The following is a 14,185-nucleotide window of genomic DNA, read 5'->3' on the forward strand; positions in this document are numbered from 1 at the left end:
GGAGCCGAGCACGACGGTCGTGTCAGCAGCCGGGCCCGGCGGTTGCCACGGCGCCGCCCGCCGTTGAGCCCGCACCCGTAGCGGTCACGCAGAACCCGTCGAGCGTCAGACTGCCGCCCACGGTGACGGTTGCATTTCCGCCGGCCTTGTACACGCCGGCCGGAACGGGCCCGGTAGCAGTGGTGAGTGGCGTCGTCTTCGCCAGATCCGCGGCCACCGCCGAGGCAGCGCTGGCCGCGATCGACTTCAGTGAATTGTCCTTGGCCTGCTGCTGGATCCCGGCGAAGATCGGGATCGCGATCGCCACCAGGATTCCGAGGATCACCACGACGATGATCAACTCGATGAGTGAGAAGCCGGCCTCTTCACCGTTCTCGCGTGCTGCTTTCTTCGCCTCGAGGGCGCGACGAATACCGCTCATTGCATATCCCCATTTCAGAGAGTCGTTTTCGGGTAAAACGCACTCTGCGAACCGGCGCGTCCCCTACGCCTCAGCCCGGATGGTCCCGGTCCCCAGATAGGAGTCGAGCTGTCCCAGAGCTCTCATCCTGGACAAAGGATGGACCCATCCGGGCCCTGGCGCAAGACCTGCGGCGAAACCGCTATTTCGGCATTCCGACGACAGCGATGCTCATCTGCACGACATGCGTCAGGGCTGCCCGACCGGCAGTTCCACCTTCAGGCAGAAGCCGTCGTCGGTGTGCTCGGCGAACACGTCGCCTCCGTGCGCCCGGGCGAGCCCCCGCGCGATCGCCAGACCCAGCCCCGCGCCGGAGGCGACGGCGTCGGGCGCGGCGCCCGCGGTACGGGACGGATCCGACCTCCAGCCCACCTCGAACATGCGGTCCAGGTCCTCCACGGCCACGCCGCTGCCGTGATCGAGCACGGCGAGCACGAGGCGATGCGGCGAGGGCGACTCCGCGAAGACGAGGATCTCGGATCCGTCCGGCGCATGGCGCACGGCATTCGTGAGCAGGTTGACGATCACGCGGGTGAGCTGATGCGGATCCGCCCACAGCACGTGCCCTTCGATCCCCTGCGGCACGATCCGCACCCGGTGCTGTCCGGCGGCGGCGCGCACGTCGGCGACCGCATCGGAGACGATGTCGAGCAGCTCGACCTGCTCGGCCCGCAGCCGGAGCGAGCCCGACGTGATGCGCGACAGCTCGAAGAGGTCGTCGACCATCCGGCCCAGGGTGTCGACCTGCGCGCGCACCTGCGCCGGGAACGCCGCCGGATCCGCGAGCCCCGCCTCGGCCGACTCGGCGAGCGCCCGGATCGCGGTGAGCGGGGTGCGCAGGTCGTGCGAGATCCAGGCGAGGAATCTGCGCCGGTCGGAGTCGAGTCGCTCCAGCTCGGCACGCGCGTCGCTGAGCTTCGCGGAGGCCTCGGCGAGCTGCGCGGAGAGGTCGTCGAACTCGCGCCAGCCGGTCGCTCCGCCGTCCACCACGTCGCCCTCCCCGACCCGGCGCACCGCGGCCGACAGATCCTGCACGGAGCTCCGCGCGGCCCGGGCGGTGATCCACGCCGTGGCAAGCGCGCACAGCAGCGCAGCTCCCAGCACCCAGACCAGCACGGTGAAGTCGTGAGGCGACAGGTACATCTCCGCCGAGATCGCCAGCACTCCGGTCGCGAGGGCGAGCACCGACGCGACGCCGACCACGACGAGCCGGAACGTCAGCCCCGCCCTCCGTGCACGACGGAGCACCAGCACCGCCGCGAGGGTCACCACCCCCGCGCATCCCAGCGCGGTCAGCACGATCAGCAGCACGTCGGGCGTCCCGAGCGGCATCATGACCCGGATCCGTCCGCCGAGAACCGGTATCCGGCGCCCCACTCCGTGAGCAGGTGCAGGGGGCGACGCGGATCCTGCTCGATCTTCTCCCTCAGCCGCCGCACGTGCACGGTCACCGTGGAGCCCTCGCCGAACGACCACCCCCACACCTCCCGCAGGATGTCGTCCCGCGAGAGCACTTCGCCGTCGTGCTGCACGAGGTGCGCGAGCAGCTCGTACTCCCGCGCCGCCAGCACCACCTCCTCGCCGCGTACGTGCACCCGCCGGCGGGCCGGATCCAGGCGGAAGTCGCCGCGCACGATCTCCCGCGTCGGCGCCGCCGCTGCCCGCGACCGGCGCAGCAGCGCGTCGACCCGCAGCAGCAGCTCACGCAGCGCGAACGGCTTGACCACATAGTCGTCGGCGCCGTTCTCGAGCCCCTCGATGCGCTGTTCGACCTCGCCCAGCGCCGTGAGCATGATGATCGGCACGGCGGAGCGCCCCCGCACGTCGCGGGCCAGCTCGTCCCCGCTGATCCCGGGCAGCATGCGGTCCACGATGAGGACGTCGGGCGGATCCGCACGCACGGCACGGCGCGCCGAGACCCCGTCGCCGAAGGCGTCGACGAGGTAGCCGTTCGCGCCGAGGTAGCGCTCGACCGCGACCCGCACGGTGGGGTCGTCCTCGACGAGCACCACCCGGGGCACAGAGGTTCCCGGGGTCTCCATGCACCGAGGCTATCCCTGCGGCGCGGACCGGATCCGCGTTCCTTACGGCCTCGAAAGAACTCCCCCGCACGCCGGCGGGCCTGCCTAGCGTCGGATCCGTTCTCGACCGTCGGCGGGTCCCCCCGCCGGCATCCCCCCAGGAATGGAGCAATCATGCGCAAGACCGCACTCGTCCCCTCCTCGATCGGCGTGGCCGTCCTCGCCCTCGGCCTGACCCTCGCCGGCTGCAGCTCGACGCCGTCGGCGTCCTCACCCTCGGCCGACACGATGTCGAGCTCCTCGCCGACGCCGTCCGCGTCTCCGATGGACCACATGTCGAAGACCGGCACCTTCATGGGCCTCAACGGCAAGAGCGTGAAGGGCACGGTCACCGTCTCCGGATCCGAGCTGACGCTCACGGGGTTCTCCTCGGACGAGGGGCCTGACCTGCACGTCTACCTGACGAACGGCACCGACGAGGCCGCCGTCGCCGCCGGCAAGCAGATCGATCCCGTCGCGTTCGACAAGGACTCGCAGTCGTTCATGCTGAACGGCGTCGACGCCTCGATGTACAAGGACGTCGTCATCCACTGCGACAAGGCCAAGGCGGTGTTCGGGGCCGCCGCGCTGTCATGACCGCGGCAGGCGCCGGCGTCGTGGGAGAGGCGCTTCCCACGGAGCCGGCGGTGCGGCGCGGAACCGGCCTGCTCCGGGCCGGGGAGGTCGTCGGCACGCTGGCCAGAATCGCGGCGGGTGCGCTGTGGCTCGGCGAGGGATTGCTGAAGTACCGGGCGGGATTCGGATCCGCCGACATCCTGCTCGTCGCCCAGGGCAGCACCGGCAACAGCCGGGTGCCGTTCTTCTTCCGTCCGCTCGGGGCGCTCATGCAGGCCGCGCCGGGGCTGTTCGGCTTCGCCATCCCGGCGCTCGAGGTCGCACTCGGCATCCTGCTCGTGCTCGGACTCGGCCGTGTGCTCACCACGATCACGGCGCTCGGATCCGTCGCGACGCTCATGCTGTACTGGTCGTCGGATCAGCTCATCACGCAGTATCCGCTCATGACGCTGCTCTCGGCGATCGTGCTCGCACTGCCGTGGTCCGGACGGTTCGGCGTGGCGTGGCTCTGGGCGCGCAGACGCGGGCGGGGCGTGCGACGCGGCGGCTGAGAGCACCGGCCATCACGGCTGCCGCCCCGGTCGGTCGCCTCGCGTCACCCGCGCAGGGGATCGATCGGCGCCATACGGGCTCAGCGTCGGCGGAACCAGCGCTTCTTCGGTGGTGCAGGGGCGGCCGACGCTGCCGACGTGGTCGCCGCGCGCCGCTCTCGCCAGGCGGAGACCTCGGCGTCCACGTCCCGCGGCTTCGTCACCACGGGCGGGCCGCCGAGCAGCTGCCGGCGCGCCTCGATCACACGCCGGTTGAAGTCCTCCAGCACGGCGCGGACGTCCTCCTCGCGATGCAGGCCGTCGAGCTGCGCGTCGAGCTCCCGGTCCTCCACGCGCAGCATGAGTGCGGGCGGCCCGAGACCGGTGAGGTTCTCGCGCTCGATCTTGCGGCGGATCCACCAGTCCGGATCATGATGATCGCCGAGGCCGGGGATGGGCTTGCCCGCACCGGGCAGATCGTCGAACTGTCCCTGCCGGATCGCCACCTGGATCGCGGTCTCGACGATCGCCGGCATCGTCTCGGCGTTCAGTGCCGCGGGCGGCGCGGTGGTTTCCCCAGGCTTCGCGCTCAGCGCGCGCTCGGCACGCGCGGAGCGTCTCTGCTCGTCGTCGGCCATGGGTTCCTCCGGTTCTGTTCGGACCTCGGGGTTTCCAGCCTACGGTCCGCGGCGGGTGCGCGGCGGTCACGACGAGCATCGGCCGTGCGCGGATCGTCCTCCACAACTGCCCGCGCCAATGAGTTCTGCACAGTCCGGAAAGAGCGCCTGATCTGGGCTTCGAATGTCGGTGGCCGAGGGTTGAATAGAGGCATGACATCGACCGCGACCCGGATGCTCGAGCAGGTGGACGAGCTGCTCGAGCACCTGCTCGCCTCGGCGGAGGTGTGCTCCGGGTTCGACGGAACGCGCGGTGCGGATCTGGTCGCCGCGGCGCAGGCCGCGGGTGCGGTACGGCGTCGGCTGGACGCGGTGATCACCGCCCTCACGGGGCAGCTGATCGACCGGGACATGCGGGCCGTCTCCGAACGGGTGTCTGTGCAGGCGGGGTGCCGCGACGCGACCGAGCTGCTGCGACGAGCGCTGCGCACCGACGTCGGCACGGCGCGCATGTTCGTCCGCGCCGCCCGGGCCACGCACCGGGAACGGCAGCTGTCGAGCGGCGGGTTCGCCGCCGCTCGGTTCGCGGGACTGGCCACTGCGCTGCGCGATGGGATCGTGTCGGTCCCGGGGCTGCTCGCCGCGATCGGTCCGGTCGAGCGCGCCGGCAATCGTGTCGGAGCCGAGGAGCGCGAGGCCGTCGACGGCCTGCTGGCGGCGACCGCCCGCGGCGAGGATCTGCCCGACGAACACGGGCGGCCTGGACCCGCCCCGTCCACCGCCGAGCTCGGCGAGTACGCCCGGGCGGTGATGCTCGCCCTCGATCCCGACGGCGCCGAACCCGACGACGCGAAGGCGGACCGGAATCGCGGGCTCTGGATCGGCCGGCTCCGCGACGGGGTGCACCCGGTGCGCGGCGGACTGCTGCCCGAAGTCGCCGGCCAGCTGCAGCGCCTCTTCGACGCGCTCAACAACCCCGCCGCGACCGGATCCGCGGATCACGGGTGGAGAGGCGTCTCGTTCGCCCCGGACCCGAACCCGGATCCGGATGGGCTCGCCGACCTCCCGGCCCCGGCGGAGCCGCGTACCCGCGCTCAACGCGATCACGACAACCTCGCCACGATCCTCACCGCTGCAGCCGCGAGCGGTGGGCTGCCGGACCTGGGCGGGGCCGCTCCGACCCTGGTCGTGTCCGTCACCGCCTCTGATTACGCCGTAGGGCAGGGACGCGCCCGTATCGAAGGCACCGGCGACGACGTCTCGCTGTCCGTGGCGCGTCATGCGGCGTGCGCGGGCGGGGTGCAGCGGGTGCTGTTCGACGAGCAGGGGCAGATCGTCTCCATCGGCACGAGCGCGAGGATCTTCACCGCGATCCAGCGCCGTGCGATCGTGCTCCGAGACCGGGAGTGCGTGATCCCGGGCTGCCACGTTCCGGCGACCTGGTGCGAACTCCATCACGTGCAGGAGTGGGCGGCGGGCGGTCCGACGCATACGAGCAACGGCGTCGCCCTGTGCTGGCATCATCACCGCACTCTCGAGTCGTCGGGATGGCGCATCCGCATGCGCGTGGGCGTGCCAGAGATCAAGGGCCCGCACTGGTGGGACCCCCACGGCGGCTGGCACCGCCCGCGCACCCGCGACGGCGACCCGCACCGGATCCGCCGAGAACTCGCCGACGCGCTGGCGCCACCGGGCCAGCGGCGATGACGATACCCAGCGATCACGATGGTGCGTGACGGCCGGCCCGTCGCGACCATCGGAACGGCCACGCGATCCGGCCTCGCGCAGCCACAGGGACGGTCCGACGCCGACGCTCGACCGAGCGATCACGCCGTCGCCTGTCCGCGGCCACCTCTAGGCTCGTACGGTGCCCTCCGAGACCCCGAGCGGGACGCCGGCCCCCAGCCCGGCGCCGACCCTGAACCGCGAGATCGTGCGGCTCGCCGTCCCGGCGCTCGGCGCGCTCGTGGCGGAGCCCGCGTTCCTCATGGTCGACGCGGCGCTCGTCGGGCATCTCGGCGCGACGCCGCTCGCCGGGCTCGGCATCGCGTCCGCGATCCTGCAGACCATCGTCGGGCTGATGATCTTCCTCGCCTACTCCACGACGCCCGCCGTGGCACGGCGGTTCGGCGCCGGAGAGCACGGCGACGCCGTGTCGGTCGGCATCGACGGCATGTGGCTGGCGCTCGGGCTGGGCGCGGTGCTCGCCGTGCTCGGATCCCTGCTGATGCCCGCCGTGATCCCTCTGTTCGGCGCGACCCCGGCCGTCGCCGCGCAGGCGAGCGCCTACCTCGCCCCCTCGATGTGGGGCCTGCCCGCCATGCTGGTCGTCTACGCCGCGACCGGCCTGCTGCGCGGGATGCAGGACACGATGACCCCGCTGTGGATCGCCGGGATCGGGTTCGCGGCGAACGCCCTGCTGAACGCACTGTTCATCTACGGCTTCGGCTGGGGCATCGCCGGATCCGCGTTCGGCACCGTCGTCGCCCAGTGGGGCATGGTCGGCGCCTACGTGATCTTGATCGGCCGGCTCGCCCGCCGGCACGAGGCCTCGATCTCGCCCGAGCTCAGCGGGATCCGGGGGTCCGCCCGCTCCGGCGGATGGCTGTTCCTGCGCACGGTGAGCCTGCGCGTGGCCCTGCTCGCGACCGTCGGCGTCGCCACCGGCATCGGCACCCGTGAACTCGCCGGCTGGCAGGTCGTCTTCACCGTGTTCTCGGCCGCCGCCTTCGCCCTCGACGCTCTCGCGATCGCCGCGCAGGCCCTCATCGGCAAGAGCCTGGGAGCAGCGGATCCGAACGGCGCACGGCATGTGCTCGCCCGCACCGTGGCCTGGGGCGCGTGGTTCGGCGTCGTCGTCGGGGCGCTCATCGCGGCCCTCTCCGCCGTCATCGGCCTCGCCTTCACCGGAGACCCGGCGCTCGCGGCGCTGATCCAGCCGGCCCTCGTCGTGCTCGCCGTCGCGCAGCCGATCGCGGGCGTCGTGTTCGTGCTCGACGGCGTGCTCATGGGCGCCGGGGACGCACGCTACCTCGCCGTCGCGGGCGGGCTGAACCTCGTGCCGTTCCTTCCCGCCCTCGCGATCATCGCCGCCACCGGGGTGTCCGGTGCGGCGGGCCTGATCTGGCTCGCCGTCGCGTTCTTCGGCGTGTACCTGTGCGCGCGCCTCGTGACCCTGGGCTACCGGGTCCGCACGGGACGCTGGCTCGCCGTCGAGGTCTGACACGCGCCGTCGGCACTGACCGCGACGGACCCGCGTCCGCAGCTTCGCCGATGCGATCCGGTGAGCGCGGTCAGCTCGCGTGCCGTCGACACCACTCGTACATGATGATCGCCGCCGCCGCACCGGCGTTGATGGAGCGGGTGGATCCGTACTGCGTGATCTCGACATGACCCGAGGCCGCGGCGAGGGCGTCCTCCGACAGCCCGGGACCCTCCGCGCCGAACAGCAGCACGCAGCGCTCCGGCAGCTCCGCCTGGTCGACAGGAACGGCGCCGTCGAGGTTGTCGACCGCGATGACGGGGATCCGCTCCGCCCGCGCCCACTCGGCGAAGGCGGTCACCGTCTCGTGGTGGACAACGTGCTGGTAGCGATCCGTGACCATGGCACCGCGGCGATTCCAGCGGCGCCGACCGATGATGTGCACGGTGTCGGCGAGGAAGGCGTTGGCGCTGCGCACGATCGAGCCGATGTTCATGTCGTGCTGCCAGTTCTCGATGGCGACGTGGAAGCCGTGCCGCCGGGCGTCCAGGTCGGCGACGATCGCCTCCATCCGCCAGTACCGGTAGCGGTCGACGACGTTGCGCCGGTCTCCGTGCGCGAGCAGTTCCGGGTCGAAGCGCTCATCCGCGGGCCACTCCCCCTCCCAGGGGCCGACGCCGTGCGCGGGGGCCGGCTCGTCGGCCGACTCAGGATGGTGGCGCGCGTCGGGATCCTGCATGCCGCCAGCGTATCCGGGACCATCGAGCGCCTCCGCCGACGCAGGAGCCCCACCGGGATATTTCGGTGTGCCTAAAAATAGGATAGGTTTTCGGTGTGCCGAAAACCTCCGTGACCGTCGCTCCGCAGCGCCAGGGACTGCCCGCCTCGGCGCGCGGAGCCGCACTGCTCGGACCGGCGCTGGTCGCGGGCGTCGCGTACGTGGATCCGGGAAACGTCGCGAGCAACATGACGGCCGGCGCCGGCTACGGCTACCTGCTGGTGTGGGTCGTCGTCGTCGCCAACGTGATCGCATGGCTCGTGCAGTACCTGTCCGCGAAGCTCGGCGTCGTCACCGGCCGCAGCCTGCCCGAACTGCTCGGCGACCGTCTGCAGCACCGTTTCGCGCGGCGCGCCTACTGGCTGCAGGCCGAGCTCGTCGCGATGGCGACCGACATCGCCGAGGTCATCGGAGGCGCCGTCGCGCTGCAGCTGCTGTTCGGCCTGCCCCTCCTCCTCGGCGGTCTGATCACCGGCGCCGTGTCGATGGTGCTTCTGGCGATCCAGGGGCGGCGCGGCGCGCGCCCCTTCGAGTTCGTCGTGATCGGGCTCCTCGCCGTCGTCACCGTCGGCTTCCTGGCAGGCCTGGTGGTGGCTCCACCGGATCCCTCCGCAGCACTCGGCGGACTGACCCCGCGATTCACCGACTCCGGATCCGTGCTGCTGGCGGCGTCGATCCTGGGCGCGACGATCATGCCCCACGCGATCTACGCGCACTCCGCCCTCGCCCGCGACCGCTTCGGCACGGCACCCGTGCACCCCGGCGGAGACCCGGAGCCCTCGACACGCACCCCGATCGCCCGGCTGCTCACCGCCACCCGATGGGACGTCACCCTGGCGATGATCGTCGCCGGTGCCGTGAATCTCGGCATGCTGCTGCTCGCCGCGACCACTCTCCCGGGCGTCGACGGCACCGATTCGCTCGAGGGCGCACACGCCGCGATCAGCGCTCAGCTCGGTCCGCTCATCGGAACCCTGTTCGCGGTCGGTCTGCTCGCCTCGGGCCTCGCATCGACGGCGGTAGGGGCGTATGCGGGCGCCGAGATCATGCACGGGCTGCTGCGGGTGCGCATCGCGATGCCTCTGCGGCGTCTGATCACGCTGGTCCCCGCGCTGCTCATCCTCGGGCTCGGCGTCGATCCGACGTTCGCGCTCGTGCTCAGTCAGGTCGCGCTCTCGTTCGGCATCCCCTTCGCCCTCATCCCGCTCGTCGCCCTCACCGCCCGCCGACGCACGCTCGGGCGCTATGCGAACCGGCCCCGGACCACCGTCGCCGGGATCATCGCGGCGGTCCTGCTCATCGCGCTCAACGCGGTGCTGCTGTGGCTGCTGCTGACCGGCGCCTGAGCGCGCGGCCGCTACGGCCCGTCGGGGGCGTCCCCGCCGCGCGATGCCCCCTCCTGCTCACCGGCCTGTGAGGCGATCTCCTCCTGCGCCCGCGCCTCCGCGCGGGACTCGGCTTCCGACTCGGCCGCCCGTGCCGTCGCCGTGGCCGCCTCAACCTCGGTCGCGACGGCGCGCGGATCGAGGGCGCGCGGATCGGCCTGTCGCCCGTCCGGCTCGTTCCGGGCGGGCGCGTCGGCCGTCGCCGGGACCAGCGCTCGCGCGATCCCCTGCAGCTCGGCGATCATCTCGAGCTGCCGCCGGTTGATCTCCAGCAGTGCCTCGATGTCGATCTTGGCCGCGACGTTCGTGTCGAAGTCATGCTGCGCGAGCGCCGCCGTGATGGCGTCCTGCCGTTTGGCCGCGATCAGCAGGATCGCGCCCTGCAGGCCCGCCAGCATGCTGAGGAACAGGTTCAGCAGGATGAACGGGTACGGATCCCAGGTGGTCGCGCGCAGAGAGTTGAGCATCCACCACGTGCCCATGAACAGGACGAATCCGCCGACGAAGACCCAGCTGCCCATCCCGTTGCGGAGCCGATCCGCCGCACGCTCGCCGAGCGTGAGACGCTCCCGCGCCCGCTCGTGCCAGGTGCTGTCGGGCAGCGGCCGGGCACTCGCCGACGGCAGCCGCTCGAGGAACGCGTTGAGATTCTCGATCGACATGACCTGCTCCTCGCATGATGGTCGCACGCATGCCCGCGGCGCCGCGGGCTCGGGTCCAGTCTCCTCCGCCGAACGCCCGCCGGACGGGATCTCTCGGGGATGACGAGATCCACCGGATGGACGATCCCTGCCGCAGGGCGCGCACAGGCGCCGCGGGTAGGCTCGGAGCATGGCCCGATCCCGCCGCCCGTCCGCCGCGCAGCGCGCCGCCGAGAAGGCCGAAGCGCAGGCCTCGGCCCGTCGCGCGGTGCAGATCTGCACCTGGGCCTCGCTCGTCACGGCCGCGCTCGGGATCCTGCTCGTCGCGGTTCCGAAGCTGATGCCGGTCGGCAGCCCGTGGGTGCAGCTCGCACTCGGGGCGCTCACGCTCATCCTCGCGTTCCGCGCCCGCGCGATCGGGATGCGCGGCGTCGAGGGCTTCGACGGGCGCCTGTCGCTGCTGGGCGCCTTCGCAGGCTTCATCGTGATGTTCTTCGCCGGCCAGGCCGCGTTCTCCGTGCTGTCCTCGCTCGGGCACTGACCTGCGCCGGATCCTGCTCGTGCGGCCCGCACCCTAAGCTGGATCCGTGGCATCCCCCGCGGCCGACGACTACCTGAAGACGGTGTACGCGCACACCGAATGGCAGCCGGCGCCGATCACCCCGTCGCAGCTGGCGGCCAAGCTCGGCATCGCGCCGTCGAGCGTCACCGAGATGGTGAAGAAGCTCGCCGCCGCCGGCCTCGTCTCGCACGTGCCCTACGGCGCCGTGCGCCTGACCGAGGACGGCGAGCAGCGCGCGCTCGCGATCATCCGACGGCACCGTCTCATCGAGACCTGGCTCGTCCGCGAGTTCGACTACGCCTGGGACGAGGTGCACGACGAGGCCGAGGTTCTGGAGCACACCATCAGCGACCGCTTGCTCGAGGGGATCGACGCCCGTCTGGGCCGCCCGCGCTTCGACCCGCACGGCGACGCGATCCCCGATGCGGACGGCCGCATCGACCGCGAGCCGTTCGTGCTTCTCGCCGATGCCGCCGCCGGCCACGAGGGCAGGGTGCTGCGCGTGGACGACCGGGATCCCGAACTGCTGCGGTCGCTGGAATCCGCCGGGCTGGTGATCGGCGGCGACGTCGTCGTGACCACCCGAGGACTCCGCATCGCGGGCGCCGACGTGGAGCTCCCGCCGGACGGCGGCGACGCGGTCTGGCTCTCGGCCTGACCGCGCACGCATGCCCGGCGACCGCCTTCAAGACGAGACCCGCGTGATGGCGTGACCACGGTCGGTTCGAACCCCTGCGCCGCGAGACCGTCCTGAGCACGAGACGCCGCCCGATCCACCCGGTCGTCATCCTCCCGTAACGCGGCGGCTCTAGGCTGGGCGCATGGCACAACGCGACGACATCGAATGCTGGCTCACCGACATGGACGGTGTGCTCGTGCACGAGAACGACGCCATCCCCGGAGCGTCCGAGCTGCTCGCCAACTGGGAGCGCAACGGCATCCCCTACCTGGTCCTGACGAACAACTCGATCTTCACCGCGCGGGACCTCTCCGCGCGCCTGCGCACGAGCGGGCTGAACGTGCCGGAGGAGCGGATCTGGACCTCCGCGCTTGCCACCGCCGACTTCCTGCAGCAGCAGCTCCCTGGCGGATCCGCGTTCGTGATCGGCGAGGCCGGCATCCTCACGGCGCTGCATGACGCGGGCTTCATCATGACCGAGACGGCCCCCGACTTCGTCGTGGTCGGCGAGACGCGCAACTACTCGTTCGAGGCGATCACCAAGGCGATCCGCCTGATCAACGACGGCGCACGGTTCATCGTCACCAACCCGGATGCGACGGGCCCGAGCGCGGACGGGCCGCTGCCCGCCACCGGCGCGATCGCGGCGCTCATCACCAAGGCGACCGGCAAGGACCCGTACGTCGTCGGCAAGCCCAACCCGATGATGTTCCGCTCGGCGCTCAACAAGATCGGCGCCCACTCCAAGCGCACCGGCATGATCGGCGACCGCATGGACACCGACGTGGTCGCGGGCATCGAGGCGGGACTGCACACGGTGCTCGTGCTCACCGGGATCAGCGACACGGCGGAGATCGAGAAGTACCCGTTCCGCCCGGACGAGGTGGTGCAGTCGGTCGCCGACCTGCTCCCGCGCATCACGGAGACCATCCGCACGATCCCGCAGAAGGCGTCCAAGCCGAAGGGCTGACCCATGGGCGCACTCGACGAGGGCGAGCGGGTCGTCGCCACGGACGCCGCCGCCTGGCGCGCGTGGCTCGCGGAGAACCACGCGACGGCGACCGGCGCCTGGCTGGTGCGGCCGCGGCCCGGCAACGACGACGTGCACGTCCCGTATGAGGACGCGATCCTGCAGGCGCTGTGCTTCGGCTGGATCGACGGCCCGGTGCGCAGCTTCGACGACCGCATCGGCGGGCTGTGGTTCGCCCCGCGCCGCGCGTCGAGCGGTTGGGCGGCGACGAACAAGGCCCGGATCGCGCTGCTCGAGGAGGCCGGCCTGCTCGAGGCGGCCGGCATCCGCGCGATCGAGGTCGCGAAGGCGAACGGCGCGTGGACGGTGCTCGACGGTCCGGAGGCCGGCATCGAGCCGGATGACCTCACGGCCGCTCTGGATGCGTCCCCCGCGGGCCGCGCCGGGTGGGACGCGTTCCCGCCGTCGGCGAAGAAGCTCGGCCTCACGCAGATCGCGATGGCGAAGCGGCCCGAGACCAGGGCCGCGCGCATCGCGAAGATCGTGGCCGACGCCGCCGAGGGGAAGCGGCCATGAGCACGAACCCGATCCTCTGGGTGGCGCTCGTGATCGCCCTCGGAACCCTCACCGCCTGGATCGTGCAGTTCGTGCGGAACCGCCGCGGGGGCTCCGCGCGCGACCGCGGCGCGTGGTGGGAGGGCCCGTGGGACGAGGACGATCCGCCGCGGAAGCGCTGAAGCGCTGAGCACGGGGACCGCGACGCGCCGGGGTCAGGAGCTCGTCGCCCGAACCGGGCCCGTCAGCGCAGCACGAGCGCGGCAGCGCCGATGAGCGGCCCCTCGTCGCCGAGGCCCGACCGCACGACGCGCGTGTGTCGGGAGTAGTCGTGCGCGGCGGTCGCGGTGAGCGCCGCCTGAACGAGCTCGATGTAGTCGCCGGAGACGCGGGAGAACCCGCCGCCGATCGCGACGACCTCCAGATCCACGAGCGTCGAGGCGTCGGCGAGGGCCGCGCCGACCGTGCGCGCGGACCGTTCGATCGCGGCGCGCGCGATCGGGTCCCCGGCCGCAGCGTCCTTCGCCAGGTCCTCCCCCTGCTGCCCGGTCCATCCCTGCGTGCGGGCCCAGGCCACGCTCGCGGGCCCGGAGGCGACCTGCTCGACCGTGAGCTCGGGTGTCGCGTGCACCTGGCCGAGGTGGCCGGCGTTCCCGGACGCGCCGGGGAGGTAGCGGCCGTCGACGACGAAGCCGCCGCCGACACCGGTCGACACGACGATCGACAGCGACGCCGCGGCGCCGCGCGTGGCCCCGAGCCAGGACTCGGCGAGCGCCAGGCAGCCGCCGTCGTGCGCGAGCACCGTGGGCACCGGCGCCCCGACCGCCGTGGCCGCGCCGTCGCGCACCGCGCCGCGCAGGTCGAAACCGTGCGCCTGCGGCATGTTCACGGGGACGATGGTGCCCTGTTCGCGATCGATCGGGCCGGCGCTGCCGATGCCCGCGCCGATCAGCTCGTCCTCGGATCCGAGGCCGCGGAGCGCGTGCGTCACGACCTCCTCGATCGCGGCGCGCAACGAGGCGAAGGTCGCATCGGGACCGGTGGCACGCCGGCTGCGGGTGCCGTCGACGACGCTCCCGTCGGCACGCACCAGCGCGGCCTCGAGCTTGGTGCCGCCGACGTCGACGGCCAGGGCGACGCGACGGTCTTCGGATCCGGTCATGGGCGCGG

At 72.1% G+C, this 14,185-nt stretch carries 17 protein-coding genes; 10 read left to right on the plus strand and 7 right to left on the minus strand.

Going from position 1 to position 14,185, the window contains the following annotated elements; all coding sequences use genetic code 11:
• Nucleotides 1–22 precede the first annotated feature (22 nt).
• The 3 genes from NFX31_RS15610 to NFX31_RS15620 form a co-directional block, all read right to left on the minus strand.
• A complete protein-coding gene (locus NFX31_RS15610) occupies nucleotides 23–421 on the minus strand; it encodes a type II secretion system protein (protein WP_262956173.1) in 399 nt (132 codons plus the stop codon).
• A 228-nt stretch (nucleotides 422–649) separates the two neighbouring features.
• A complete protein-coding gene (locus NFX31_RS15615) occupies nucleotides 650–1,795 on the minus strand; it encodes a sensor histidine kinase (protein WP_262956174.1) in 1,146 nt (381 codons plus the stop codon).
• Nucleotides 1,792–2,502 carry a response regulator transcription factor gene (locus NFX31_RS15620; protein ID WP_045250008.1) on the minus strand — a complete coding sequence of 237 codons (711 nt, stop codon included), beginning with the start codon at nucleotides 2,500–2,502 and terminating at the stop codon, nucleotides 1,792–1,794. Before NFX31_RS15620 ends, NFX31_RS15615 begins: the two co-directional genes overlap by 4 nt.
• Nucleotides 2,503–2,655: 153 nt before the next feature.
• Here NFX31_RS15620 and NFX31_RS15625 point away from each other — a divergent pair, with 153 nt between their 5' ends.
• Together NFX31_RS15625 and NFX31_RS15630 are read left to right on the plus strand one after the other, a co-directional pair.
• A complete protein-coding gene (locus NFX31_RS15625; protein ID WP_045250007.1) occupies nucleotides 2,656–3,117 on the plus strand; it encodes a DM13 domain-containing protein in 462 nt (153 codons plus the stop codon).
• Nucleotides 3,114–3,647 (plus strand): hypothetical protein, encoded by a 534-nt coding sequence (locus NFX31_RS15630; protein WP_248700400.1) that lies wholly within the window; start codon nucleotides 3,114–3,116, stop codon nucleotides 3,645–3,647. The genes NFX31_RS15625 and NFX31_RS15630 overlap by 4 nt, the downstream gene beginning before the upstream one ends.
• Nucleotides 3,648–3,727: 80 nt before the next feature.
• On the opposite strand, the gene NFX31_RS15635 is transcribed toward NFX31_RS15630, so the two are convergent.
• Nucleotides 3,728–4,264, minus strand: a complete 537-nt coding sequence (locus tag NFX31_RS15635; RefSeq protein ID WP_262956175.1) for a DnaJ family domain-containing protein — start codon at nucleotides 4,262–4,264, stop codon at nucleotides 3,728–3,730.
• Nucleotides 4,265–4,456: 192 nt separating this feature from the next.
• On the opposite strand from NFX31_RS15635, the gene NFX31_RS15640 reads away from it, so the two are divergent.
• Entirely contained in the window at nucleotides 4,457–5,950 is a 1,494-nt protein-coding gene (locus NFX31_RS15640) for an HNH endonuclease signature motif containing protein (RefSeq protein ID WP_262956176.1), read from the plus strand.
• 160 nt (nucleotides 5,951–6,110) lie between these two features.
• Complete coding sequence (locus tag NFX31_RS15645; RefSeq protein WP_262956177.1) at nucleotides 6,111–7,466, plus strand: MATE family efflux transporter; 1,356 nt, start codon at nucleotides 6,111–6,113, stop codon at nucleotides 7,464–7,466.
• 70 nt (nucleotides 7,467–7,536) lie between these two features.
• On the opposite strand, the gene NFX31_RS15650 is transcribed toward NFX31_RS15645, so the two are convergent.
• The gene (locus NFX31_RS15650; RefSeq protein WP_262956179.1) at nucleotides 7,537–8,184 is read right to left on the minus strand and encodes a TrmH family RNA methyltransferase; all 648 of its coding nucleotides are present in this window, start codon (nucleotides 8,182–8,184) and stop codon (nucleotides 7,537–7,539) included.
• Between the two features lie 95 nt (nucleotides 8,185–8,279).
• Between NFX31_RS15650 and NFX31_RS15655 the strand changes: the two genes are divergently transcribed.
• Nucleotides 8,280–9,569 (plus strand): Nramp family divalent metal transporter, encoded by a 1,290-nt coding sequence (locus NFX31_RS15655; protein WP_420847419.1) that lies wholly within the window; start codon nucleotides 8,280–8,282, stop codon nucleotides 9,567–9,569.
• Between the two features lie 11 nt (nucleotides 9,570–9,580).
• Here NFX31_RS15655 and NFX31_RS17485 read toward each other — a convergent pair whose 3' ends face one another.
• Nucleotides 9,581–10,270 carry a DUF1003 domain-containing protein gene (locus NFX31_RS17485; RefSeq protein WP_338101477.1) on the minus strand — a complete coding sequence of 230 codons (690 nt, stop codon included), beginning with the start codon at nucleotides 10,268–10,270 and terminating at the stop codon, nucleotides 9,581–9,583.
• A 169-nt stretch (nucleotides 10,271–10,439) separates the two neighbouring features.
• On the opposite strand from NFX31_RS17485, the gene NFX31_RS15665 reads away from it, so the two are divergent.
• The 5 genes from NFX31_RS15665 (at nucleotide 10,440) to NFX31_RS15685 (ending at nucleotide 13,197) form a co-directional block, all read left to right on the plus strand.
• The gene (locus tag NFX31_RS15665; RefSeq protein WP_248700399.1) at nucleotides 10,440–10,790 is read left to right on the plus strand and encodes a hypothetical protein; all 351 of its coding nucleotides are present in this window, start codon (nucleotides 10,440–10,442) and stop codon (nucleotides 10,788–10,790) included.
• A gap of 46 nt (nucleotides 10,791–10,836) precedes the next feature.
• Entirely contained in the window at nucleotides 10,837–11,469 is a 633-nt protein-coding gene (locus tag NFX31_RS15670) for a metal-dependent transcriptional regulator (protein ID WP_091480327.1), read from the plus strand.
• A 163-nt stretch (nucleotides 11,470–11,632) separates the two neighbouring features.
• Nucleotides 11,633–12,460, plus strand: coding sequence for an HAD-IIA family hydrolase (locus NFX31_RS15675; RefSeq protein WP_045249999.1), 828 nt, complete (start codon nucleotides 11,633–11,635; stop codon nucleotides 12,458–12,460).
• A 3-nt stretch (nucleotides 12,461–12,463) separates the two neighbouring features.
• Complete coding sequence (locus NFX31_RS15680) at nucleotides 12,464–13,036, plus strand: YdeI/OmpD-associated family protein (RefSeq protein WP_262956181.1); 573 nt, start codon at nucleotides 12,464–12,466, stop codon at nucleotides 13,034–13,036.
• On the plus strand, nucleotides 13,033–13,197 hold the full coding sequence (locus NFX31_RS15685; protein WP_262956182.1) for a hypothetical protein: 165 nt from the start codon (nucleotides 13,033–13,035) through the stop codon (nucleotides 13,195–13,197). Before NFX31_RS15680 ends, NFX31_RS15685 begins: the two co-directional genes overlap by 4 nt.
• Nucleotides 13,198–13,259: 62 nt before the next feature.
• Here the strand turns inward: NFX31_RS15685 and NFX31_RS15690 are convergent, their stop codons facing one another.
• The gene (locus NFX31_RS15690) at nucleotides 13,260–14,177 is read right to left on the minus strand and encodes an ROK family protein (RefSeq protein WP_262956183.1); all 918 of its coding nucleotides are present in this window, start codon (nucleotides 14,175–14,177) and stop codon (nucleotides 13,260–13,262) included.
• Between the last annotated feature and the right edge of the window lie 8 nt (nucleotides 14,178–14,185).

The organism is Microbacterium azadirachtae (assembly GCF_025583665.1).
GTDB classification, from domain to species: Bacteria; Actinomycetota; Actinomycetes; order Actinomycetales; family Microbacteriaceae; genus Microbacterium; species Microbacterium azadirachtae.

Excerpts from the sequence above, each read along its gene's own strand:
- NFX31_RS15615 (WP_262956174.1), bottom strand. The coding sequence starts at position 1,795 with ATGATGCCGCTCGGGACGCCCGACGTGCTGCTGATCGTGCTGACCGCG.
- NFX31_RS15685 (WP_262956182.1), top strand. The coding sequence starts at position 13,033 with ATGAGCACGAACCCGATCCTCTGGGTGGCGCTCGTGATCGCCCTCGGA.
- NFX31_RS15635 (WP_262956175.1), bottom strand. The coding sequence starts at position 4,264 with ATGGCCGACGACGAGCAGAGACGCTCCGCGCGTGCCGAGCGCGCGCTG.
- NFX31_RS15665 (WP_248700399.1), top strand. The coding sequence starts at position 10,440 with ATGGCCCGATCCCGCCGCCCGTCCGCCGCGCAGCGCGCCGCCGAGAAG.
- NFX31_RS15690 (WP_262956183.1), bottom strand. The coding sequence starts at position 14,177 with ATGACCGGATCCGAAGACCGTCGCGTCGCCCTGGCCGTCGACGTCGGC.
- NFX31_RS17485 (WP_338101477.1), bottom strand. The coding sequence starts at position 10,270 with ATGTCGATCGAGAATCTCAACGCGTTCCTCGAGCGGCTGCCGTCGGCG.
- NFX31_RS15630 (WP_248700400.1), top strand. The coding sequence starts at position 3,114 with ATGACCGCGGCAGGCGCCGGCGTCGTGGGAGAGGCGCTTCCCACGGAG.
- NFX31_RS15640 (WP_262956176.1), top strand. The coding sequence starts at position 4,457 with ATGACATCGACCGCGACCCGGATGCTCGAGCAGGTGGACGAGCTGCTC.
- NFX31_RS15650 (WP_262956179.1), bottom strand. The coding sequence starts at position 8,184 with ATGCAGGATCCCGACGCGCGCCACCATCCTGAGTCGGCCGACGAGCCG.
- NFX31_RS15625 (WP_045250007.1), top strand. The coding sequence starts at position 2,656 with ATGCGCAAGACCGCACTCGTCCCCTCCTCGATCGGCGTGGCCGTCCTC.
- NFX31_RS15620 (WP_045250008.1), bottom strand. The coding sequence starts at position 2,502 with ATGGAGACCCCGGGAACCTCTGTGCCCCGGGTGGTGCTCGTCGAGGAC.
- NFX31_RS15675 (WP_045249999.1), top strand. The coding sequence starts at position 11,633 with ATGGCACAACGCGACGACATCGAATGCTGGCTCACCGACATGGACGGT.
- NFX31_RS15610 (WP_262956173.1), bottom strand. The coding sequence starts at position 421 with ATGAGCGGTATTCGTCGCGCCCTCGAGGCGAAGAAAGCAGCACGCGAG.
- NFX31_RS15680 (WP_262956181.1), top strand. The coding sequence starts at position 12,464 with ATGGGCGCACTCGACGAGGGCGAGCGGGTCGTCGCCACGGACGCCGCC.